The sequence below is a fragment of the Jiulongibacter sp. NS-SX5 genome, from assembly GCF_052828545.1.
Genome location: NZ_CM128248.1, coordinates 1544339 through 1566129, shown reverse-complemented (window position 1 = coordinate 1566129; position 21791 = coordinate 1544339). Strand labels below are relative to the sequence as shown.

General features: G+C 39.1%; 21 protein-coding genes. 9 read left to right on the top strand and 12 right to left on the bottom strand.

The window, feature by feature from the left end; genetic code table 11:
- Window positions 1-140: 140 nt before the first annotated feature.
- From ACUXV0_RS07035 to ACUXV0_RS07020, 4 genes are all read left to right on the top strand, one after another.
- Complete coding sequence (locus ACUXV0_RS07035; protein WP_446192369.1) at window positions 141-1061, top strand: OmpA family protein; 921 nt, start codon at window positions 141-143, stop codon at window positions 1059-1061.
- Between the two features lie 93 nt (window positions 1062-1154).
- The gene (locus ACUXV0_RS07030; protein ID WP_446192368.1) at window positions 1155-1580 is read left to right on the top strand and encodes an SRPBCC family protein; all 426 of its coding nucleotides are present in this window, start codon (window positions 1155-1157) and stop codon (window positions 1578-1580) included.
- An 85-nt stretch (window positions 1581-1665) separates the two neighbouring features.
- Window positions 1666-2676, top strand: a complete 1011-nt coding sequence (locus ACUXV0_RS07025; protein ID WP_446192367.1) for a DUF4097 family beta strand repeat-containing protein — start codon at window positions 1666-1668, stop codon at window positions 2674-2676.
- A gap of 115 nt (window positions 2677-2791) precedes the next feature.
- Window positions 2792-3286 carry a hypothetical protein gene (locus ACUXV0_RS07020; RefSeq protein WP_446192366.1) on the top strand — a complete coding sequence of 165 codons (495 nt, stop codon included), beginning with the start codon at window positions 2792-2794 and terminating at the stop codon, window positions 3284-3286.
- Here the strand turns inward: ACUXV0_RS07020 and ACUXV0_RS07015 are convergent.
- The 3 genes from ACUXV0_RS07015 to ACUXV0_RS07005 all read right to left on the bottom strand — a co-directional run bounded on the left by ACUXV0_RS07015 (window position 3283) and on the right by ACUXV0_RS07005 (window position 6545).
- The gene (locus ACUXV0_RS07015) at window positions 3283-3810 is read right to left on the bottom strand and encodes a GNAT family N-acetyltransferase (RefSeq protein ID WP_446192365.1); all 528 of its coding nucleotides are present in this window, start codon (window positions 3808-3810) and stop codon (window positions 3283-3285) included. The genes ACUXV0_RS07020 and ACUXV0_RS07015 overlap by 4 nt on opposite strands.
- Window positions 3811-3829: 19 nt before the next feature.
- Window positions 3830-4288, bottom strand: a complete 459-nt coding sequence (locus ACUXV0_RS07010; protein WP_446192364.1) for a thioredoxin family protein — start codon at window positions 4286-4288, stop codon at window positions 3830-3832.
- A 70-nt stretch (window positions 4289-4358) separates the two neighbouring features.
- The gene (locus ACUXV0_RS07005; RefSeq protein WP_446192363.1) at window positions 4359-6545 is read right to left on the bottom strand and encodes a peptidoglycan-binding domain-containing protein; all 2187 of its coding nucleotides are present in this window, start codon (window positions 6543-6545) and stop codon (window positions 4359-4361) included.
- A 600-nt stretch (window positions 6546-7145) separates the two neighbouring features.
- Between ACUXV0_RS07005 and ACUXV0_RS07000 the strand changes: the two genes are divergently transcribed.
- Window positions 7146-7529 (top strand): hypothetical protein, encoded by a 384-nt coding sequence (locus tag ACUXV0_RS07000; protein ID WP_446192362.1) that lies wholly within the window; start codon window positions 7146-7148, stop codon window positions 7527-7529.
- 198 nt (window positions 7530-7727) lie between these two features.
- Here the strand turns inward: ACUXV0_RS07000 and ACUXV0_RS06995 are convergent, their stop codons facing one another.
- Window positions 7728-8060, bottom strand: a complete 333-nt coding sequence (locus ACUXV0_RS06995; protein ID WP_446192361.1) for a hypothetical protein — start codon at window positions 8058-8060, stop codon at window positions 7728-7730.
- Window positions 8061-8457: 397 nt separating this feature from the next.
- Between ACUXV0_RS06995 and ACUXV0_RS06990 the strand changes: the two genes are divergently transcribed.
- Entirely contained in the window at window positions 8458-9351 is an 894-nt protein-coding gene (locus ACUXV0_RS06990; protein ID WP_446192360.1) for a hypothetical protein, read from the top strand.
- A 360-nt stretch (window positions 9352-9711) separates the two neighbouring features.
- Here ACUXV0_RS06990 and ACUXV0_RS06985 read toward each other — a convergent pair whose 3' ends face one another.
- On the bottom strand, window positions 9712-12168 hold the full coding sequence (locus ACUXV0_RS06985) for a bifunctional UDP-N-acetylmuramoyl-tripeptide:D-alanyl-D-alanine ligase/alanine racemase (RefSeq protein ID WP_446192359.1): 2457 nt from the start codon (window positions 12166-12168) through the stop codon (window positions 9712-9714).
- Window positions 12169-12279: 111 nt separating this feature from the next.
- On the opposite strand from ACUXV0_RS06985, the gene ACUXV0_RS06980 reads away from it, so the two are divergent.
- Complete coding sequence (locus ACUXV0_RS06980; RefSeq protein ID WP_446192358.1) at window positions 12280-13065, top strand: TatD family hydrolase; 786 nt, start codon at window positions 12280-12282, stop codon at window positions 13063-13065.
- 28 nt (window positions 13066-13093) lie between these two features.
- A complete protein-coding gene (locus ACUXV0_RS06975; protein ID WP_446192357.1) occupies window positions 13094-14953 on the top strand; it encodes a M1 family metallopeptidase in 1860 nt (619 codons plus the stop codon).
- Window position 14954: 1 nt separating this feature from the next.
- Here the strand turns inward: ACUXV0_RS06975 and folB are convergent, their stop codons facing one another.
- From folB to ACUXV0_RS06960, 3 genes are all read right to left on the bottom strand, one after another.
- Window positions 14955-15305, bottom strand: coding sequence for a dihydroneopterin aldolase (gene folB, locus ACUXV0_RS06970; protein WP_446192356.1), 351 nt, complete (start codon window positions 15303-15305; stop codon window positions 14955-14957).
- 11 nt (window positions 15306-15316) lie between these two features.
- Window positions 15317-16522, bottom strand: a complete 1206-nt coding sequence (locus tag ACUXV0_RS06965) for a DivIVA domain-containing protein (RefSeq protein ID WP_446192355.1) — start codon at window positions 16520-16522, stop codon at window positions 15317-15319.
- Between the two features lie 84 nt (window positions 16523-16606).
- Window positions 16607-17521 (bottom strand): WD40 repeat domain-containing protein, encoded by a 915-nt coding sequence (locus tag ACUXV0_RS06960; RefSeq protein WP_446192354.1) that lies wholly within the window; start codon window positions 17519-17521, stop codon window positions 16607-16609.
- Window positions 17522-17563: 42 nt separating this feature from the next.
- Between ACUXV0_RS06960 and ACUXV0_RS06955 the strand changes: the two genes are divergently transcribed.
- A complete protein-coding gene (locus ACUXV0_RS06955; protein ID WP_446192353.1) occupies window positions 17564-18187 on the top strand; it encodes a 4'-phosphopantetheinyl transferase family protein in 624 nt (207 codons plus the stop codon).
- A gap of 92 nt (window positions 18188-18279) precedes the next feature.
- On the opposite strand, the gene ACUXV0_RS06950 is transcribed toward ACUXV0_RS06955, so the two are convergent.
- From ACUXV0_RS06950 to ACUXV0_RS06935, 4 genes are all read right to left on the bottom strand, one after another.
- A complete protein-coding gene (locus ACUXV0_RS06950; protein WP_446192352.1) occupies window positions 18280-19146 on the bottom strand; it encodes an AbiJ-NTD4 domain-containing protein in 867 nt (288 codons plus the stop codon).
- 137 nt (window positions 19147-19283) lie between these two features.
- Window positions 19284-19514, bottom strand: a complete 231-nt coding sequence (locus tag ACUXV0_RS06945) for a hypothetical protein (protein WP_446192351.1) — start codon at window positions 19512-19514, stop codon at window positions 19284-19286.
- A gap of 17 nt (window positions 19515-19531) precedes the next feature.
- Window positions 19532-20230 (bottom strand): hypothetical protein, encoded by a 699-nt coding sequence (locus tag ACUXV0_RS06940; protein ID WP_446192350.1) that lies wholly within the window; start codon window positions 20228-20230, stop codon window positions 19532-19534.
- A gap of 254 nt (window positions 20231-20484) precedes the next feature.
- Window positions 20485-21291 carry a hypothetical protein gene (locus ACUXV0_RS06935; protein WP_446192349.1) on the bottom strand — a complete coding sequence of 269 codons (807 nt, stop codon included), beginning with the start codon at window positions 21289-21291 and terminating at the stop codon, window positions 20485-20487.
- Window positions 21292-21791: the final 500 nt, after the last annotated feature.

The following is a 21791-nucleotide window of genomic DNA, read 5'->3' as shown; positions in this document are numbered from 1 at the left end:
AAAGATGGGCTTTTTCTTCTGCTTTCATTTCACTGTGGTTTCTCTTGAATTTTTCAGTCTCCATTTATCATGGAACGGTCTTTTAATGATGTGTGCAGTGAGACTAATTCTCCATCAAACACAAAACGAAAGCTACAATTATGAAAAATTTACGCGTTTATTCCATCATCTTCCTAAGTGCAGGCTTCTTTACTTCCTGCGTTAGCAAGAAGAAATTTGTAGACCTACAGTCCAAATATGAGGTTTCTGATAGAAGTCTGGTCAAATGCAGCGACGACTTGCTGACTGCCCGACAAGAAATTTCTTCTTTGGAGGGTAAGTTGGCCAAATCGGATGTGGAGCTTCAGAATGTTCAGAAATATCGTCAAGAGCAAATTGCTGATTTGAGAGATCAGGTAGCTGATTTACAGCGTAGTAGAGATAAGCAGATGGTACAGGTAGAAGACCTGACTGTTTTATCTAAAGAGGCTAATAGAAATATTGAGAAGACGCTGGATCGGATGACAGAGAAAGACGATTACATCCGTCATTTACTAGCTGCTAAAAGTAAAGTAGACTCCATGAATCTAGCTCTGGCCTTTAACTTGAAAAAGAGTATTGGTTTAGATATGGACGATAAAGACGTTGATATCAAAGTTGATAAGACGGTAGTAATGATCAATATCTCAGATTCTCTTTTATTTCAAACCGGTAGTTATAACCTAACCAGCCGAGCGAATGAGGTTTTGGGTAAAATCGCCAAAGTCATTCAGTCCAGACCGGAGCTTGAGGTGATGGTAGAAGGTTACACAGATAACAGATCTATTAATACAGCAGTATTAAAGGATAATTGGGATTTAAGTGTAAAACGTGCCACATCTGTGGTGAGATTGTTGCAAAACAACTACAGTATTGATCCAAACAGGCTGATAGCTGCTGGTAGAGGTGAGTTTAATAAGCTTGTGCCAAATAATTCTCCTGAAAACATGGCTAAAAACCGAAGAACAAGAATTATTCTGATGCCAAAATTAGATCAATTCTATGATCTTCTTGATCCTAACGAGACTCAGCCTTCTAAATAATATTAGTCAATCAAATTGATATATCCTGGCCGGTAAAGCAGAACTGCTTTGCCGGCTTTTTTGTGTAACTTACTTGTTCTAAAATCCTTACTTATGAATGCCATTTACCATCATTTCATTATTCGGGCTGAACTGAAAAAGGTTTTCGATGCCGTCTCTATGCCTAAGCACCTGGTGCAGTGGTGGCCCAAAACGTGTAAAGGTGTTCCTGCTAGAGGTGAAGAATATAATTTCTTTTTTGAAGAGCCCTATGATTGGTATGCACGTGTCTCAGAATTAGAAAAAGACAAGTTCATTTATTTCAAAATGACCAAATCTGACCCTGACTGGGATCCTACCACCTTTGGTTTTGAGCTTGTACCTCACGAAAAAGGTACATATTTAAAGTTCTTTCACCGAGATTGGCCAGAAGCCAATGATCATATGAAATATTCTTCTTTTTGCTGGGCCATGCTTTTGGACGGCTTACGTAATTATGTAGAGAAAGGGCTAGTGGTGCCTTTTGAAGAAAGAGAATAATTTTGGATAGGGGTGCAACCCATCTGAGTTGTCTTTCATCTGCGAAACCAAAGACTATTTACTCAAAACAAGCTCAATACGATTTATGAAAAAGCTCATTTTACCCTTCATTCTATTATTTTTTGCATTTCAATTAGCGGCTCAGGAGCCTTTTGTCGTCAGATCTTTTGATGCCGGAAGTGTCAAAAATCTGGATGTAAAAACATCTGGTGGACAGATAGTGGTTTATGGAGATGCAGAAGACGAAGCTCGGGTGGAAGTGTACATCAAAAGCAGTAGAGGAGGGGAATTATCAAAAAGAGAGATAGAGTCCAGACTGGATGATTATACCTTAGAAGTAGGTATGGAGGGTTCTACCTTAAAATGCTTCTCAAAGAAGAATTCCAGAGGAGATTACAAAAATGGTTTAAGGATTTCATTCAGGGTTTATGTGCCGAAATTTACAAATACCGACCTTTTAACAAGTGGTGGAAATATAAAAATGAGAAACCTTGATGGTGACCTCAAGTTCACTACGAGTGGAGGAAGCCTGGACCTGGCTAATCTAAGAGGTGAGATTAATGGCAGAACCTCCGGGGGCAGTATCAAAGCCAGAAACCTGGAAGATGAAATTGATCTGGTAACCAGTGGAGGTAGCATAGATGTAGAAAACCTGGCAGGAGATATCTCTATTCATACGAGTGGTGGTTCTATCCACATGTATCAAATGTATGGTCAAATCAATGCCCGTACCAGTGGTGGAGGAATTGACATCACGGCCGTAGAAGGAGATTTAAGCACTTCAACCAGCGGAGGATCTATCCGATTAAAGGAAATTGCCGGAAGCGTGAAAGCGAGTACCAGTGGCGGAGGTATCACCGCTGATATTGAGGAAGTAGGTGATTATTTGATCTTACACAGCAGCGGAGGCGGAATTGATGTCAATATGCCTATGGATAAAGGCATGGATCTAGACATCAGAGGAAACAGAGTATCTGTGGCCGGTATGCGTTCTTTTCGTGGTACTGAGTCAAAGAATAAAGTGATTGGTAAATTAAATGGTGGAGGAGTTGAAGTGAATATTTCCACAAGTTCTGGCACAGTATCAATCAATTAAGAGTCGGATCATTCTCATGGAACATCATCCATCAAAATGAATTTCTGGTAGGTATACAACGTTTTAAACTTGTCTGTCATTCTTAAGGCAAACAACACAAAAACGAATAGTACTTATGAAAAAACTAGTTTTAAGTTTAATGATGGTAGGGCTGATGTCAGCTGCATGTGAAAAAACAGATTCAGAGCCTTTAGAGAATGTGAGCAATGCAGAAACCTTAGCCGATTTTGAGTGTATCAATGAACAGGCAGATAATCCTGCCAGCCTAAGTGATGCTCAGCAGTGGATAGTAGGAACCTGGCAACTGACTGGAGTTATTGCCATGATACCTGATCCGCAGGTACCAAACATCTCAATTGAATTTAAGGAAGATGGTGGTGTGTTCGTCTCACAAGATGACGAAGTAATTTTCACCGATGCGTACAGTGTTATCGAGAGCGAAATTAACGGGGTAAAGTATCTGGAAATTATTACTGACACATTGCCTGGTGATTTTCAGGAGAATAATATGGTGAAAGGCGGTCTTAGAATTTGTGAAAACGAAATGATGATAGACCAAGGGATCGCTTTTGATGCACCAGGTTATCTGCTCAGAAAAAAAGTGGATTAAAGGTTAATTACATACAATAGATGCGGTTTAAGCAAGTGACCATCCTCTACCCGGGGATGGTCAAATTTTTTAAGGAAGTTCATTCCTATTTTTTCCATAACTCTGAGAGAAGGCTTATTTACCTCAGCTGTCAACGAATAGACTTGCTTCAACTTTAAAACATCCTTCGCAAATTCCAGACACTTTTTAGCACCTTCGGTAGCAAGTCCCATATTCCAATAGTCTTTGTTTAGTCGCCAGCCAATTTCTACTAAAGGCGATTCTTTTTCAAAGAGATGGGTCTTAGAGAGACCTATAAAGCCAATCAATTTTTTGGTTTCCAATAACTCTACGGCATAGAAAGTGAATCCATTTTGGCTAAATCCTAACCGAAAACGTTCCATCATTTTTAGTGTTTCTTCTTTTGAGTAGCTAGATGGAAAATAACGCATGACCTCTTCATCTGCACAGATTTTATACATGGGCTCCAGATCTGCATCTTGCCACTCTCTGAAACCGAGCCTTTCTGATTGGAAAATATACATTCTCCAAAGATCGATAATTTTATAAATGTTTTTTCAGCATGCTTTGAAGGGAATTCGGGAGATAAAACCCTTTGATATACTCTTTTAACTCACCATCTGGACTAAGAACCAGAAGGGCAGGGTAGGAGTCAATACCATATTTTCCGGCAGCTTCTAAGCCATCGAAACTGTCTGCATCTATTTTGTACATCACAAAATTTTGATTGATAAAATGTCCCAGTGCTCTGTCTGAGTACGTCTCATTATCCATTCTAATACATGGACCGCACCAGGAGGCCCAAAATTCAAGGAGGATAGGTTTGTTTTGATTCTGAGCCATTAACAGGAAGGATTCATAAGATCCTTTATGATAATTGATAATACTTTTTGGTGGCTCATCTTTGACGACGGTTCTTGTATTCGTAGGTATAGTAGTACACTGTACAATAAGCACAGTTAATAATAAACTTAACAGGCTTAGCTTTAGTAGGGATTTCATAGGGGAGTGGGCTTGTATTGATAAAATAAAAGGGAGCATGAGCTCCCTTTTAACGATCATTGAAATGAATTTAGTAGGCGATGCCCAATGATTTCAATGTTTCAATGTTCAAATTACCCTGAGGTAGTTTATTATCAACCTGGTATTTCAATAGTGCAGCTTTGGTTTGGGTACCAAAGATATTATCGATAGGACCTGGGTTATAACCTTTGTCTCTCAGTGCAAGCTGAATCTGACGGATACGCTGAGTGGTCATTTTGCTTTCGCAAAGTACTTCAACCCAGTCGCTGTATTCTGAACTGCTGTTCAATGAAGCGAAAGTATATGTTCCATACTGAATAGGTACTGCAGAAGTAGAGCTAGTAGCCACAGATTCTACGATAGTCTTGTCTATGCTGGTAAACTGGGCTGGCACATCAGTGCTGATGGTAGCGGCTTTTGCATCTACCACAGCCTTGGTATATGAGGCGGTTTGTGCAGGAATATCAATTTCTCTGGTAGTAGGCTGCTGGTCAATCACATAACGTGTAATGGTTTCATACTGAGCAGGTACATCAATAGCCTTCACCGTGGCACCACATCCGGCGAGGTTAATGGCATCTGCTTTGTCTACATCAAGAGTGCTTCCATCTTTACAAACATACTTGGTTACTGTAGCAAATTCTGCAGGGATCTGAACCTCTCTGGTACTAGGAGGAGTATCCATAACTCTTCTTGTTTTGGTGATAAATTGAGCCGGTACTTCAATTTCTCTCACAGAAGCAGCTTTGTCTACCACTTGCACCGTATAGGTTTCATATACAGCAGGTACCGTTTCTTCACTTACAGAAGGGCCTCTGTCTACCACTCTTCTGGTAACCGTTTCATACTGAGCCGGTACTACTGTTTCTTTTACTTCGGCAGCTTTTACAAGTACCGTTTTATTAACTGTTTGGTAGCGAGCTCTTGAAACTCCGTCTGTAAATGCAGCTACACCTGTTAGGCTTCCATTAGGATTATCTACGTAACCATCAAAAACCTGACGAGTAATCGTTCTGTATTCTGCAGGAATTTCTACTTCTACTACTCTTGAAGGCTGGTCAATAATTCTCTTAGTGATAGTTCTTGTCACTGCAGGAGCTTCATTTTCAATGACTTTAGCCTCTGATTTTAAGACTCTTCTGGTGATGGTTTTGTACTCAGCAGGTACTTCTACCAAACATAAGATGCTACAGTCTTCTGGGTTAGACGAAAGACAAGAAGGGTCTTTGCCTTTCTCGTATTTAGTGTACGAGTCTTTGATTTTAACTCTTTCTGTCACTGTTTCGTAAACAGCCGGCACTACAGATAGACTCTTCACAGGGTCTTTTACCACTACCGTTTTAGTTTCGGTTTTGTATGTAGCAGGTACTACTCTGTATGTTACAGTAGCCTCTTTCACCAATACATTTTCTGTTACGGTTTTGTATTTAGGTAGCTTAGCTCCGGAAGCCGCTGGTGCAGCCTCTCTCACCATAATGGTTTCTTTTTCTGTTTTAAATTGAGCAGGCACTACAGAATAACGGGTGTATGATGGTCTTACCAATATACGCTCTGTTTCTGTTTTAAAGGTTACGTTATTATTGGCGGTCAATACCTTGTAGGCCTCTGCTGTCATAAAACGCTTACTCTCGGTTTTATAAGTGGCTGGTACTACTTCGTATCTTTTTGAAGCTTCCTTAACCAGAATTTGCTCATCTACAGTTTTGAAAGATGCTGGTATAACCTCAATTCTGTTATAGGCCTCTCTTACCAGTTTACGCTCCGTTACTGTGTCTAAACATGGTGCATTCAGCTGGCCGTTATTGGCGTTAGAGGAAACATTATTATTACAGCTTACAATTTCGTAACGCGTATAAGGTGCAGCGGTCATGACTGTTTGCTGCACAGCTTTATAGGTACCGGAGTTGGGTACAATTTCAATTCTTTTACCCGGTTCTTTAGAAACGTATGAAACGTTTTCTGATTTAAATACCGGAGCTTTCACTGAATAATCGGTTCTACCTTCTCTTACAAGCTCTGTAAAAGTATTGGTGCCCAAAACGGCAGGCTTTACACTAATTTGGGTACTCGCTTCTCTGGAGACATATTGCTGAGCATTGTCTTCAAAAACAGTGGGCTTAAGACACTTTGCATAACATTTGCCAGGGATGGCATTTGGTGGCAAGTCTGAAGTTTGCGACTTAGCCGAAAATGCAAGCATTACTAAGGGTACAACTAGTAAACTTTGTTTTTTCATTTTAGAGGTGTAGTTAATTAAGTTTTTAAAAATCCCTGAATAGATTTAAGAATGGGGGCATCCCAAAACCATAATCAGGAAGGGGTTCTTTATGGTATTTCTTGATACACCACTATTGAAAGAAGGTAACACCTCACTATACGATAAATACGTATAGTTATATGTAAACTATGAAAAGTTATATAATATTTTAGTAAAACCAGATTTTCGGTTCCTGAATTATGGTTTTATATGGTCGTATATACTTGAAGGTGAGAAGGTTGTGTTTTTTGTGAATGTTTAGCAAGAATTACCACTGTAAACGGGTTCAGTTTTTCATAGCTGCTATTTCTTTCTATTCAAACAGCTGTCTTTCTGTGAGGGATAATGTAGTTCTTAGGTTAAGAATATTGTTGGAGACCCCATTAATCTCAAAAATAGTTCTTGATAGAAGGGCGTCTTTAGACAAAAGGAATTGTTTCTTCTTAGATGCTACTAGACTAGATGATTTAAAACGACTTTTTGAGATCTCTAGCCATTTTATTCTTTCTTTTCCTTTTTTCGAAAGTAGATTTAATGAGTCAAAAGGTTTGATGAAGTTCAAAGCCATAAAGAAATTATATGAGAAGATTCTTCAAAGGAAATATCATTGCCTTTCTGTTAGTAGCCTTTTCTTTATCGTCATGTTCCTACCAAGATAAGGAGTACACAACTGTCAAGGATAAATTCGAGGTTATTGATGCTAAATTAGAATACAAGTTTCGAACAAGAAGGCTATTTGTTAAGCCAAGTACTGTAGTTTCACTGAAAGGATCAGTTAATGGAGTAGCTAAAATTAACTTTGATTGTAAACACCCTAAAAGATGTCTGAATCAAGAAATTATTCTGTCTGGCCAAATTGACACTTTAGTAGGGCTGTCTAACTTTTATGACAAAACTCTTCTGGTAGAATATACACCTGTTGATGTAGAGGAAGGTCAATTTGAAGGAAGCATTGATTTTTGACTTTTAATTTCTCCGCTATTCTAAGTCTTTTCATCTTACAGGTTAATGTCACACCGTTTTAAGACCGACTTATTTTAGAGATAAATAATTTCAATTTAAATAATATCGTAAGACCTTATATCAAATTCCACAGAGTCTTAAGGACTATGCAGAGCTGAGTAATATGCTTTATGTTATTTGTAGTAAGCTAGTGGTGTTTTACGGACAGAATTCTATTTTGGAAATGCCAGTGTTGCCTTTTCTAGGGATGATATCTGCAGTACCATAGATTCCTAATTTTAATAAACCTTTGGGCGAGTTTAGTGAAGAATAGTAAATGAATATTTCATCGTTATAGGTTTCGGTAAATGTAACGATCGTATCAATCTTACCCGGACCTAATGTATAATTTACAGGCGGGCGACTACCGTTAGGGTTGTAATTAGTATTATTACCCTTGTTCCCAATTCTTATTTTAACAATTCCGCTTATCTCACCTACAGCTTGAAGAACAATGTTATGCTGATAATATTCTTTCAAGATCTTTATCATGCCTGCAGTATTGGGTTCAATGGACATAAAATTTTCAACCTTGTTTTTAGTGCAGCCTACGGTCATGGAAAAGAGGGTTCCAAAGAGTATAGATTTGATAAATAATTTGATTGCCATAATTAATGATTAACTGCTGGTCCTCTTAGTTGAAATAATTCTCGTTGATTTAAATTTACAAAGTAACGACTTACTGAAAGTGGTTTAGCATTGCTTTCATTCCACTCCTACTCGAAGTTATCTCAACTTCTGGGTTAACTTAACAACATAGTTTTCAAATTGATATATTTTAGAAACCTAAAAAATATTTATTTAGACCGTCAGGTATGAAGACTTTGAACGAATTCAGCAATGTCCTAAAGACTGTGTGGAGGGGGTAGAATTTTGTAGAGATATGAAAATGAATAAACAAGTAATTCGAATAGCAAGGGAGCAACTTGTGCTAATATTAGAGAAAGTTGTAACTAAAGAGTTATTAATTGTTTACTTGGCTATACCTTTTTCACTAATTGGCCAACCACATCGAACCTTCTACGTTTTAGAAGATTCAGTGTCCCATAAGAGCAATGCTTTCATAACAGAAATGAGGCCAAAAGAAAATGGTTTTAATTCTTTATTTTGTTATAATTTGGTTTTCCCTGAGGTGGACTCAGTTAAAAACCTAGTTTCAATATTTCTTCATCCAAACATTGATGGCAAGTATTGGTCCGAAATAAAGTCAGATGTAGTTCGCAGATTACATTTTAGTAGTTGGTCCGAATTAGAGTTCGAGGTTAAAAAGAATATTCAAGATTACCTGAATCATCAGGGAGATTACCAATCATTTCTGAATGTGGTCTTGATTAGAAAAAAAGGTGAAAAGTATTTTATACCTATCAAAAGCGGAAGTCAAATTTTACGACTTAGGAGTTCTTTTAATACGGAATTGGATTTTATCACTTTTAATTTTTCAACCAAGAGGTATAAGGATTTCCAAGACTTCGGTTCAGGGGTTCCTATTTTTGAAGCCGCGGATCGAATAATGGGAAAAATGATACCCTTGAAAAAGCGAAAATATTACTCAGAATTTTTAAGAACTAATAGAGATTTTGTCCATTATTCACCAAATCAGTTTTACGAATATCAATACTATCCTTTTGTGGATTCTTTTAATTCCAAATTCTTTGTAAACTGTAAAGTAGGCATTGTTGGAGTGTGTTTTTCTAAAAAGAATCCGGGATTTGTTTTGGATAAAGAAATTGTTTTTTACCCAAGAAAGATTAACGGGATTCAATGGAAAGAAAAATTAAGATAATGTGGGGCAGTCAGCCAAAATTCAGACTCACTTTCCCCTGTAGAGTACTCAAAGACCAAGAATCCGCCATTCAATCTCTTGTAAGCTTCCCTAAAATTAGTACACTTTAAAAGTGGAATTTTTGACTTTAAAACTGTAATATGAAGCGATGTAAAATTTCCCTGCTACTCAAAGCCTATTCAACTCCGAGTTACATGTCATACGGCCTTAGAGCGATGTATTTTAGAGGACTAAAAAATATCTTTGAATGATAACAGGTCTGAAAAACTTGAACGTATTCCGTAAGGTCCAAAAGACTATGCTGAATGGAGAATTGCTACATTAAAGGAACGTGAAGCCATGTTCACTAAATAGCAGCCACTATTCCTTAAAAAACACCCTTCTAACTCGTGAACCTACCTTGGTAAGGATTTCGTAGGGGATAGTCCCTAGTTTTTCAGCCAGTTCAAATATTGAAATTTGTTTACCGAAGATTTCTACCTGATCACCTACTTTAGCATTGGTATCAGTAATATCTATCATGCACATATCCATACATACATTACCAATGGTAGGGCAGGCTTTTCCCTGATGCATCACGTATCCTTTTCCGTTACTGAATCGTCTGTCATATCCGTCAGCATAACCAATGGCGATGGTGGCGATTTTCATATCGCGTTTGGCCATACCTACTCTTCCATATCCAATACTTTCTCCGGCTTTGGCAGATTTTATCTGCGAAATAGTAGTTTTTAAACTTGCCGTACTCATCAATTGCTCCTGGTGAGTTTGGCTGCTATCTACGCCATACAGGCCTATGCCCAGCCGTGTCATCTGGAATTGAGCCTCAGGGAAATTGACGATTCCAGCTGTATTTAGGATATGTTTGATTGTCTCATAGCCTAGCTGGGACTCTAATTCTGATGAGATTTCTTTAAACTCTTTTATCTGACTGCTGGTAAACTCTCTTTGCTTCCTATCGTCGGCAGCAGCCAAATGGCTAAACATACTCGCCACTTTGAGATGTTCATTACCCTTTAGCAAACTGATCAACTCTGGCAGATCAGGTTTTGTAAAGCCCAAACGCTTCATTCCGGTATCTATCTTAAGATGTATGGAGATCGGCTCTTCTACTTTTTCAAAATCGAGGTATTGAATGAATCTTTTGAGAATATCCAGGCTGTAGATTTCTGGCTCTAGTCCATAATTCAAAAGATTTTTGAAGCTCTCTTCCTGTGGGTTGAGAACCATGATAGGCAACTCTATCCCGTTTTTGCGAAGCTCCACACCCTCATCTGTATAGGCCACAGCCAGGTAGTCTACTCTATGGTATTGAAGTAAGCTGGCTACCTCCGTACTCCCGCTGCCATAAGCAGAAGCTTTAACCATCACCATGAGTTTGGTGTTTTCCTTCAAAAGACCTCTGAAGTAATTGAGGTTATGCGTGATAGCTTCCAGGTTGATTTCCAGAACTGTGCCGTGAACTTTGGAGGTCAGTGTATTAACGATCTTCTCAAAAGCAAAATCACGAGCACCTTTGACCAGGATAAGTTGATTGCTAAACAATCGGGTAGGGTGCTCCGCAATAAATTCTTCGACATTTAGATAACTTTCTAAATTTTCAAAGTGATTTTGATTTCGATGGATCACAGGACCGATCCCTATAACCTTCTCAATACCCGCACCTTCAATCAAATCTGCTATTTTTTTATACAAGACATTTTCGCTTAGTCCTGTCTGCAGCACATCACTAATAATGATACATTTTGATCGGGAGATATGATGCTGGTTCATGAAGTTGAGAGCCATCTCCAAACCTCCCAGATCATTATTATAACTATCGTCTATGAGGTAACAGTTATTGATGGCCTCCTTCAGCTCTAGTCGCATTGGTACGGCTTTCAGACTATCAAAGCCACGTTGAATCTGCTCTGCAGTTTCAGATTCCGTTTTGAATTTTTTAAGCAATTCAAAAGCCCCGAAAAAACAATGAATACAGTTTTCAATAGAAGCATCATCTACAAAAGGTACATGTAAATCATACTCCTCACCATTCCAGTAAATGGCCAGTTTGGTAAACTTATTCTGCTTTTCAATATCTACCGTTATAGAGCCTTTCTGATTCCGCGACCAAGGGATTAATGCGATATTTGGATTCACAGCCTTCAGGAAAATCTTGATCTCCTCATCCAACTCCGGGTAATCAATGGAGTAAATCAGCGTTTTGGCATTTCTAAACAGACGAAGCTTTTCAGTGATCTTTTGTTTCTGACTTCTGAAACCCTCATTGTGAGCAGAGCCTATATTTGTAAAAATACCAATCTCCGCATTGATGATTTCTGATATGGCCTGCATCTCAGCCGGTTGTGAAATTCCGGCCTCAAAAACTCCAATTTCATGGGAAGCAGAAAGCTGCCAAACCGACAACGGAACCCCAATCTGCGAATTATAGCTCCCCGGACTTTTACATACAGAGTGGCTCTGAGTCAGAACAGTTGTGAGCCATTCTTTAACTATCGTTTTTCCATTGCTCCCGGTGATGCCAAGAACGGGTATATCGAACTTCGATCTGTGTTTTTTCGCAAGACTTTGAAGCTCTTTTGTGGTATTTTCTGAGATGATAAATTCTCCCTTCTGAAGCGTATCACTATTCTTTTCGGCCCATTTTTGTGAAACCACAAACCACTTTACCCCTTTCTGTAGAAGTTCATTGATAAAACTGTGCCCGTCATGCCTTTCGCCTTCAATGGCCACAAAAACAGTTTTATCTGGCTGAGAAAGGTGTCTGCTGTCTGTAAGCAGAATGCTTTGATCCGGGATCTGAGTGGTATTTTTCAAAAGAGAAATTTAAATAAGAAGCGAATTTACGGAGCTTTCAGGATTGGCTGGCGGCTTCCCTGAAATATATTCAATTGAATGATAACTTTGTGGGTAAATCAGTACGAATAGATGATAGAAACACACGCTCATATCTACGATAAGGTATTTGAGGAAGATTTTCAGGAGATGTTGGAGAGGGCTCGTCAGGTAGGCATTCAGGAAATATGGATGCCCAACTGTAATAGCGGAACCATAGAGCCGATGAAGAAATTGGCAAATGAGCACCAGGGCTATTGTATTCCGATGATGGGTCTGCACCCTTGTTATGTTGACGAAAATGTGGAGGCTGAACTGGCCAAAGTAGAGGAGGAGCTGGAGAATGGTTCGTATTTTATGATAGGTGAAATAGGGCTGGATTTTTATTGGGATTTGACCTTCACACAGCAGCAGGAGGCCGCTTTTTTGAAGCAATTGGCTTTAGCCAAGAAGTACAATTTGCCTATTTGTATTCACTCCAGAAACTCGAAGAAAAACGAGCATAACGCCATTATTAGATGCTGTGAGCTAATTGAAGAGTTTGGCTGGAAAGATCTCAGAGGTATTTTTCACTGTTTCTCAGGAAATCTGGAAGAGGCCAAAAGGGTCATCAGTCTCAATTTTGTTTTAGGAATAGGTGGTGTTTCCACCTTTAAAAATGGTGGCTTAGACAAGGTTTTGCCTTATTTAAAAACCACGGATATTGTACTGGAAACAGATAGCCCATATCTGGCACCTACGCCCTACAGAGGAAAACGAAACGAAGTCTCGTACATCGACTTAGTGGCTGAAAGAGTGGCATTGCTTATGGGAGAATCCAAAGAGGAAATAATCAAACAAACCAGCGTAAACGCCCAAAAATTAAAGCAGGCTGTGTAAATTTAGACTTCTTCAGTAGACTTCACAGATGAAAAACATACTCAAAACACTTATCATTTTACTGGCTGGCTTTGCTGTAAAAGCCCAGGGTCTGGCTCCTGATATTGCCAACTATCAAATCAATGTCTTTCTGGACAATGAGTCCAAGGTATTGACGGGTGAGGAGGTTTTGGAGTGGACCAATACCTCAGACGTTTCGGTCAATGAGATGCACTTTCATTTATATCTGAATGCCTTCAAGGATGAAGAGTCTACCTTCATGAAAGAATCTGGGGGAAAGCTGAGAGGGAAACTAATGGAAGAAGGCGGATATGGTGATATCTATTTGACCTCTCTATCAGATCAAAAGGGTAGATCATTGCTAGGTTCTCTGAAATACATTCAGCCTGATGATAAAAATGAAAACGATAGAACCGTTGCCACTATTCAATTAGAAGAAGCAGTTTTACCAGGTGAAAAAGTGACCTTAAATATTGGCTTTAGAGCCAAACTGCCTAAAGTTTTCGCCAGGACTGGCTACGGAGCAGGCGATTACTACCTCATAGGTCAATGGTTCCCAAAAGTTGGGGTGTTTGAAAAGGACAAATCTGGCCAATGGGCCTGGAACTGTCACCAGTTTCATGAGCATACTGAGTTTTATGCGGATTTTGGTACCTACAAGGTCAATATTACTCTACCGCAAAAGCTAATTGTTGGGGCCACGGGCCAACTTAAAAATACCACGAAACTGAAAGGAGGAATGCAGACATTGACCTATGAGGCCGATGATGTGCATGACTTTGCCTGGACCGCCTCTCCCGATTTTGTGGTACACGAAGAAACCTACAAAGGCATTCAGCTGAAAGCCATGATGCAGCCGGAGCATGCCTCTCAGTACCGCAGATACTTTACCTCTGTTAAACATTCTATAGACTACACAGAAAAACTGCTGGGCAAATATCCCCACCCTATCCTCACTATGGTAGACCCTCCGGTACACAGTAGTGGATCGGCAGGGATGGAGTATCCAATGTTTATCACTTGTGGCTCATATTGGGGGGTAGGGAGCTGGTTAAAGTTAGCCGAGATCGTTACCGTTCATGAGTTTGGTCATCAGTATTTTCAGGGCATACTGGCGAGCAATGAATTTGAGCAGTCTTTTCTGGATGAAGGTTTTAACCAATACCTGGAAGGCAGAATCATGGATGAAAACTATGGAGAAGGCTCTCAGGTAGATTTTCTAGGCTTTAAAGTAGGCGATACGGAGTCTTCAAGAGCCAGCTACGTAGGCATGAAATTCCCGGAACTGGCAGAAATAAACCGACCGGCATGGGAGTATCCTAAAGGGACTTATGGTGCCATGACTTACACCAAAACAGCCACCGTGCTCAAAACCTTGGAGAACTATCTGGGTAGAGAGGTGATGGACAAAGCCCTAAAGCTTTACTATCAACGCTTCAAGTTTAAACATCCAAAGCTTTCCGATTTTCAAGCTGTAGTGAATGAGGTTTCGCCTGAGAATATGGATTGGTACTTTACGCAGTCCTTTGAGAAATCATACTCATGTGACTATCAGGTTGACTCCGTCTATTCGTCTCCTGAGAAATCGTTTCTTGAGATTCGAAATAAGGGCAAATTCATTATGCCTCAAACCATAGCCATTGATTTTGTAGATGGTAGTTCTGAAGTAGTTCAGTGGGATGGTCGCGGAGCTTTCAAAAGCTTCTCTTATGACAAGGAAGTTAATCGTGTTAGCCTTGACCCAGACCGTAAAAATCTTATGGATTTAAACATGGTCAATAATAGCTGGATCAAGGCGGGGCCGCAGCAGTTTTTGACCAAATATACCGCTAAGGCCTTATTCTGGTTTCAGATTCTGCTGACCGACTTTTTGACCTGGATAGGTTAAACTATCGAGTGATTACCACTTTGGCACGTTCACAAATGCCACCGATCGGTGGATTGAACTTGGAGACACCAACAGATATTTTGAGCACTGAAGGGTAAGTTGCCTTCACTTTCTCTATCACCTCGTAGGCCACATGCTCCAGAAGTCTGTGTTTGGTGAGCATAACCTCACGCACCAGTTCATACAGATTTTCGTAGTTGATGGTATCTTTTAACCGATCAGACTCAGCTGCAGAACTAAGGTCTGTTTCTATATGAAGATCAATGGAGTACTTATTGCCTATTTTTTGTTCTTCGTCATAATAGCCGTGATAGGCGAAGAACTCCATGCCCTCTAGCGAGATTTGTCCCATGTGTGTGATGCTTAGATATTATCGAAGAAAGAACCGCCACTTTCTTTGGCTTCAGCAGCGGCATCATTGATGGTTTTCACCGGAGCTACCTGCTCTTTTTCCATCATAGCCTTTTTAAGAGCTGCTTTCACCTTGTTCACTCTATCGAGCATTTCTTCGGTGGTATGTTCCGTATTGGCTGGTTCTTCAGTAGCTGCTTCTTTTTCTTCGGCCTTTGGCTCGGCGGCTACAGGCTCTTCTACCTTTTCTTCGGCTACAGGTGCTGTATCTTCTACTACACGGCCACCATCAAGTTCTTCTTTTAAAGCATCCAGCTCATCCCATTTTTCAGAGTCGGCCAGTAAGGCTTGCTTAGACCATGTAGAAGGATCATGCATAGAATAGCTTGGTCCTGCTTCTTCTAAGATCGACTTGATTTTATAAGCCGGCTGTGTCGCCAGATCTCTGTAAGTAGCTATGCCATTGGCCTTTAACAGTTCCGCTATTTTGGGTCCGATACCCTCAATAACCGTCAAATCCTGACTGCCGACTACGGCTGGCTCTTCCTTGATCTCTTCCTCAGCTTCTTCCTCTAAGACTAAATTATTCGCAGATGAGGCAAAACCTTTGACCTCTGTTACTTCCTCTTCACTTTCACTCACCACTTCGGCCAGGGCTTCGGTGTTGGCTACAATAGGAAGATCCTCCGGAGTAGAAGCAGACTCTTCAGCATCATAAGCTTTCAGGTCTTCTAAGGTGGCAGAAGTCAGAGCTTTTAATTGAGTAATGAGACTCGCTTTTCTGCTTTTCAGTGTTGCTATTTCTGCCGTAAGCTTTTCTTCATTGGCTTGTAACTCCAGCTGGCTTTGAGAAACCTTTTCTTCAGCACCGCTGATGATTCCGGCAGCTTCTTGCTTGGCCTGATCTATGATTCTTTGAGCTTCCAGCTGAGCAGCTTCTATTTTGCTTTCAGCTTCATTTTTAGCTTGCTCCGTAATTTTTGAACTGGTGTTCTCCGCCGTTTGAAGGGTTTTGATCAGAGACATTTCCACCTCTCTGAGTTTAGCAGCCTCTTTTTCAGCAATCTCAAGTTGCATCCGCAGCATTTTAGCCTCATTGCTGGTGCGTTCCCATTCATTGGCAATATTGTTTAAGAAAATATCTACTTCTTCAATATTGTATCCTCTGAAAGACTTTTCGAATTCGTGCTGTTTTATCTCTAAGGCTGTGATTTTCATTCTTAGGTGTTTTTAGGAAATGTAAAAAGCAAAAATACAGGGAGATTTTCTTTAATCTACCTGTTTTGAATAAAAAACGAGAATTTACGCCTGATATTGGCTGATTTTCCACAATGACAGGCTGCGGTCGTCGCTGGCAGAAACCAGCTGTTCTTCATTCAGCCAGTGAACCCTGTTCACCGAAGTGCCATGACCGGCATGCCTGGCTTTGTCAATGACCTTTAAGAGCTTCAGGCTTTTGGCGTCCCATAGTTTAATGGATTTATCCATGCTACAGGTGGCCAGAAGGTTGCCTTTGGGGCTAAGTTTGATATCATTTATGGTAAACATATGAGCCACCACCTGTTTCTTTAGCGAATACTCGTTGGTGACACTCCAGCTTTTGAGGTGAGCATCTCTGCTTCCGCTATAAAGCGTCTCAAAATCCTGACTGTAGGCCAGAGCAAAAACTGAATTTCTATGGGCGTGAATCTGCCTTTTGAGTTCAAGGGTCTGCAGATCAAAAATACGAATGGTATGATCTGAATAACCTGCCGCCAGCTCCCTCTCTACAGGGTTAATGGCCAGGCATCGCACACTTTTGCTGGAAGATTTCAGATGCTTTTTGAATACCATGTGCTCGGTATCTATCACCGTAATGATACCATCTCCACTGGCAATAAAAGCCTGATTTTGATACGTGGCAATATCAAAAATGTAGGTTTTGTTCATAGCAATGGAAGCTTCCTGCTTTTTCTCATGGAGGTCAATCACCCGAACCCCTTCAAAGTTTTCGCCCACCCAAAGTTGATTCTTCTCAGCATCATAATGTAGGGCGTAAATAGAGTTTGACATTTGTGCCAGCGGCTTGCCGATATCCGGTATGCCGGCGTTCCATTCTACCAGAAGACCATCACCGGCAGAAGAAATAAAGACATTGGGGTCTTGATGCCCACTAATGTTATACACACAGTCTTTATGCCCGGTAAATGACTCCGTTTTCTCAATGCTGAATTTCATAAAATGGAATTAAATGTCATATTTGAGATTCAAAGATAGATTATGCCAGTACGGTTTCAAAAGGAATGTCAAAGCGGTGCACACCTCTTGGTATGGGAGGCTACAGAAGACTTAAGCAGTCTTTTTGCCAGTATTCCATCCACTATTCTTACCGATGCCGAGTACCTTACGGCCAAGACCCATCAGAAGAAACTGGAGCTGCTGTGTAGCAGGGTGGCCATCAGACATCTGGCGGCAGATTTGGGGATCAACTTCAAAGGGATCAATAAAGACGAAAACGGAAAGCCTTTTCTGGATGGCACCCCCTGGGAGATGTCCATCACACATTCTAAGCATTTTATGGCGGTGGTGATGCACCCTACTAAACCGGTGGGTGTAGATATAGAGCGACCGCAGGAAAAAATGTGGCGAATAAAAGAACGACTTTACACAGAACCGGAAATAGAAATCATTGGCGAGGACCTCAATTTGATGTCCATCTTTTGGTCTGCCAAAGAAGCCCTTTACAAGCTCTACGGCAAACGCGGTACAGACTTCAAAGAAAACCTAAAAATCAAAGGAGACAGCTCACAACTCTTCGGTGAAATCATCATGCCAGACCACCATCAAACCCATGCCATTCATGTGGAGCCTATCGATGGATATTTTTTGGTTTGGGCGGTGTGAGAGGGAAATTGATGATCGGTAAAAATGATAATAGTGGTTTGGGTTCAACGGCTCGTGTAAATGGCGAGGTGGCGTTTACCACTATGAACATTTTACACATTGTTCTCAGGCGTATTTGATTCTTTTTGAATAAGATAATTTATAAATGCACTACATGAAACTAACATGAATTTCGCATCTTCTTGTTTAATAGAATCTTCATCTAATAATTTATGCCTTATGCCATCTGCGTCACTTGTATAGCCATAGAGATTGCTAAATGCGGATTTAAGTGCTGGGTGCAAATCATTTATTTTTTCGATTTCCTTGAGTGCCTGTCCTAATGTTGATTTTGGATTCCCTGTAATAATAGAAGACATTGATTCAATAGCACTAATTGACTCCTTTATAGAATTTCTGTAGTCTGGACTTTTCCTATCAGAAAATAATTCGAGTGCTCTTCTCAAATGTTCTTTTACTGGTTTAAATCTGTCTTCAATTTGTAAAGATTCTTCAATTGAAGCTATTTCTTCATTGGAAGTAATTTCTGTGATTGTATAATTAACAATTCTATACGCTGATAATTCTCGGTTTAGGGTATGGTTTGTATAGTCAATGAGTTGTTCTACACTATCGTCTTCCTCCCAATTTTCTGGTTGGTAGTTATTTATTGTAAATTCAATTAAATCATAAATTTCATACCATTGACATTCGAAGAAGAAACGTTTAATTATTGAAAATAGATCCCCACCATTAATAGGGTATTCATCCATTTTCTGATTGAAAAAATGCATCCATAATCTTTGACAAAGTGTTTTAGTTGTACTTCTAACATTTCTCCAATACTCGCCTTTAAATTTGTCGAAAATATAAATCAGCAATCCATTCCAGAGATAGTTTTTTAATATCTCATCGATATCTTCTTTTTGGACCATTTGACGAATCTGTTTTTTTCCTATTCTTTCGGAAAATCTTTTCATTTCTTATTATTTATGACTGAGAGCGTCTAGCTAAGGACAGTCGGCTCAGCATTTTAAATATCTCAAATGTGTCTGATTCAAAAGCCCTATGCAAATAACTAAGTAAGCCGATTGGGCTTAGCACCTGTTAGCAGAAGTTATGCCATTGGATATAGGAATTTCTCTTTCTTTTTTTCTATTTCGATATCTTTTAGAAATTCTTCTTTTGACTGGGTAAAGAACCATCCATCTGTTGACTTGGTGCTTAGTCTTGATTTACAAGTTGGGCAGTTAATATCCATTAGAGATTGTTGTTCGGAATAGAATAGTCTGTTTTCTATTACAATAACTACCGTACTACAATGTTTACAATGAATTTCCTGTTCCATAACGTTGTTCGATGCTTTTATAAAAATAGTCTTTTTAAATCAATTGAGGGAACCTGTTTTAGGTAATTATCTCTACACCAGCAGTTTCCGCATTCTCTCACAATAAACTTACCCTGTAGTGAATGTCCATTAGAGATGTTTGCATTAATTAATTTTACAGCTTCATTAAAAAGATGTGTTTGTGTTCCATCTTGTTCATTAATTACGACACGTGGATCGTCAACTATAACTCTTCTAACATGTTCAAACAATATTGGAGTTGAATTATTTCTTATTGTTATCATCTTCTTTTGTCTCGGATACAAGTCCCAATCTGACCTCAATTCGTCAATATTCTGAAAGTATCTGTTAGAATCTAAGGTGTTTCTATTCCAGTATATCGGATTGTTTTTGGTTACCCAAATTTCAAAATGTTGATTGAGCACCAGACTTATATCAAGCTCAAAAAGGATAGGTCCGTAATAATTCTGTCGTCCAAAGAAAGTGTGTAAATCTGTCGAATCTAAAAAGACATCATTCCATACGTTAAGAAGCTTATCAGCCTCATCGGATGTTTGAGTTGTTTGGTTAAGTCCGAGTATTTCAACGGCTCCTCTTGATAATAATCCATTTTGTTGGAAATAGGTTATTGAGGTTGTTAAGGTGTTTGCATGATAGAGAACCTGAATATCTTTTTCTATCAGTAGATCATGTAATTGGTGATTATCAAGTCTCATAGTCAATTCTGACTAACGTCAAATTTATATACTCATTATCAATTATTTACAAAATTGAGCTTTTACACTAAATTCTATCTTAATTTAATCCCTTCAATTTGACGTTAGCGACTGAAATCAATTTGGAAAGGGAGAAATTGATACCTTTTCCTTTTCAATTTCTGTCCCCAAATCTGGGGAATTTCGCCTAACGTCCAATGATAGGCGGAGGACAACCGAAGGAAGTCTTAGGTCTTATCTAATGTTAGTGTCAGCTATCTATATTCTTCAATGGGTTTTAATATTAAAGTAGTTTCTTTAAGTTCATTCAAATAAAAATCATAGTTAAAATAATATTCTTCAACCTTGCCAGCCATGTTGTAGTCAGTGAGCTTTTGATTTATTTGAAAGAGTTTATCGAAATATTTTAATTGTATAATTTTATCTCCTGAGAAATCTATTTTGATTTTTTGAAGTGTTGTATCATATACTGCATTCAATTTATCACCCTCCAAACTTTTGAACCCTATTTCCAACAACTCACAATTTACCCCACCTATATATAAAATTCCAATTTCCTTCGAAAGGTTGATATTCTTATCTAGTATTGGATAGGTTTTTCCATTAAAGTCTAGTTCAAATGTGTCATTAACAATCCAACTATCTGTGCTGGGAATTCCATCTTGAATGGTCGGTTCATTATTTGGAGCATCAAGGTTTTTATTATAAGGAATGATCCAAAAAATTACTGCCAGAATAACCCCAATAATTGAAGCAAAGCCATATATATGATTGTGATATGCTATCCAAAATATTTTTGCTTTAGTCCAAAATCCATTTTTTTCTTGTGGGATTGAAATGTTTGATTTTTCTTCTTCTGGTGTTTGAATATTACTGGAATCATCTTTTATTTTATTTCCTAGTATAGTTGTTCGATTTGATTGAAAATAGTTCGCCAATTCGTTATTTACTATGATATCTAATTCATCAATTTCTACCATTTTTGCTGGATAGACTGTGATATCCTGTCTTTTGTTATCAGTAACACTTGCACGATGAACTTCATCTATATTTGATAACAATTTACTGATTTCAGAATTAAGCTTTATATCCGCAAAAATACTTTTAGGTAATCTTTATCGAAGGCCTTTCTTTTTTCAGTTTTGTAATTCAAATTTTGTATTTATTAGTTGACACTGACGTTCGTGTTCACGTATGTCTCTTTTCCGACCAAAAAAGGAATGTCGTTAACCCGCAATATTCGTTTTTATGCGAGTGTCTAATTATTAGAGATGAATCCAAGTGTAAGCATCTGTTGTCGGATAACTTAGTCTCATGGTATACCTAAAACTAAGGATTTTCTCAGAATAAAATGAAAGGAGGGAGGAGCGAATTATTTAACGGTAGGTGTTTATGGCGTTGGGCTTTCTGTAGTCAGCTTTCGGCAATCGGCAATCGGCAATCGGCTTTGAGCAATCAGCTATCGGCAGTTTCTATTAAAAAGAGGGCATAGTAAAATAAGAAGGTTAGTGAAACCTTTGTGCTCCCGCGTCTTGGCGGTTCAAAATCCTTTCAAGAAATC

Excerpts from the sequence above, each read along its gene's own strand:
- folB (WP_446192356.1), bottom strand. The coding sequence starts at position 15,305 with ATGGGACAAATCTCGCTAGAGGGCATGGAGTTCTTCGCCTATCACGGC.
- ACUXV0_RS06945 (WP_446192351.1), bottom strand. The coding sequence starts at position 19,514 with ATGGAACAGGAAATTCATTGTAAACATTGTAGTACGGTAGTTATTGTA.
- ACUXV0_RS06995 (WP_446192361.1), bottom strand. The coding sequence starts at position 8,060 with ATGATAAAGATCTTGAAAGAATATTATCAGCATAACATTGTTCTTCAA.
- ACUXV0_RS06975 (WP_446192357.1), top strand. The coding sequence starts at position 13,094 with ATGAAAAACATACTCAAAACACTTATCATTTTACTGGCTGGCTTTGCT.
- ACUXV0_RS06980 (WP_446192358.1), top strand. The coding sequence starts at position 12,280 with ATGATAGAAACACACGCTCATATCTACGATAAGGTATTTGAGGAAGAT.
- ACUXV0_RS07035 (WP_446192369.1), top strand. The coding sequence starts at position 141 with ATGAAAAATTTACGCGTTTATTCCATCATCTTCCTAAGTGCAGGCTTC.
- ACUXV0_RS06955 (WP_446192353.1), top strand. The coding sequence starts at position 17,564 with ATGCCAGTACGGTTTCAAAAGGAATGTCAAAGCGGTGCACACCTCTTG.
- ACUXV0_RS06990 (WP_446192360.1), top strand. The coding sequence starts at position 8,458 with ATGAATAAACAAGTAATTCGAATAGCAAGGGAGCAACTTGTGCTAATA.
- ACUXV0_RS07010 (WP_446192364.1), bottom strand. The coding sequence starts at position 4,288 with ATGAAATCCCTACTAAAGCTAAGCCTGTTAAGTTTATTATTAACTGTG.
- ACUXV0_RS06950 (WP_446192352.1), bottom strand. The coding sequence starts at position 19,146 with ATGAAAAGATTTTCCGAAAGAATAGGAAAAAAACAGATTCGTCAAATG.
- ACUXV0_RS06940 (WP_446192350.1), bottom strand. The coding sequence starts at position 20,230 with ATGAGACTTGATAATCACCAATTACATGATCTACTGATAGAAAAAGAT.
- ACUXV0_RS06965 (WP_446192355.1), bottom strand. The coding sequence starts at position 16,522 with ATGAAAATCACAGCCTTAGAGATAAAACAGCACGAATTCGAAAAGTCT.
- ACUXV0_RS07000 (WP_446192362.1), top strand. The coding sequence starts at position 7,146 with ATGAGAAGATTCTTCAAAGGAAATATCATTGCCTTTCTGTTAGTAGCC.
- ACUXV0_RS07030 (WP_446192368.1), top strand. The coding sequence starts at position 1,155 with ATGAATGCCATTTACCATCATTTCATTATTCGGGCTGAACTGAAAAAG.
- ACUXV0_RS07020 (WP_446192366.1), top strand. The coding sequence starts at position 2,792 with ATGAAAAAACTAGTTTTAAGTTTAATGATGGTAGGGCTGATGTCAGCT.
- ACUXV0_RS07025 (WP_446192367.1), top strand. The coding sequence starts at position 1,666 with ATGAAAAAGCTCATTTTACCCTTCATTCTATTATTTTTTGCATTTCAA.
- ACUXV0_RS07005 (WP_446192363.1), bottom strand. The coding sequence starts at position 6,545 with ATGAAAAAACAAAGTTTACTAGTTGTACCCTTAGTAATGCTTGCATTT.
- ACUXV0_RS07015 (WP_446192365.1), bottom strand. The coding sequence starts at position 3,810 with ATGTATATTTTCCAATCAGAAAGGCTCGGTTTCAGAGAGTGGCAAGAT.
- ACUXV0_RS06960 (WP_446192354.1), bottom strand. The coding sequence starts at position 17,521 with ATGAAATTCAGCATTGAGAAAACGGAGTCATTTACCGGGCATAAAGAC.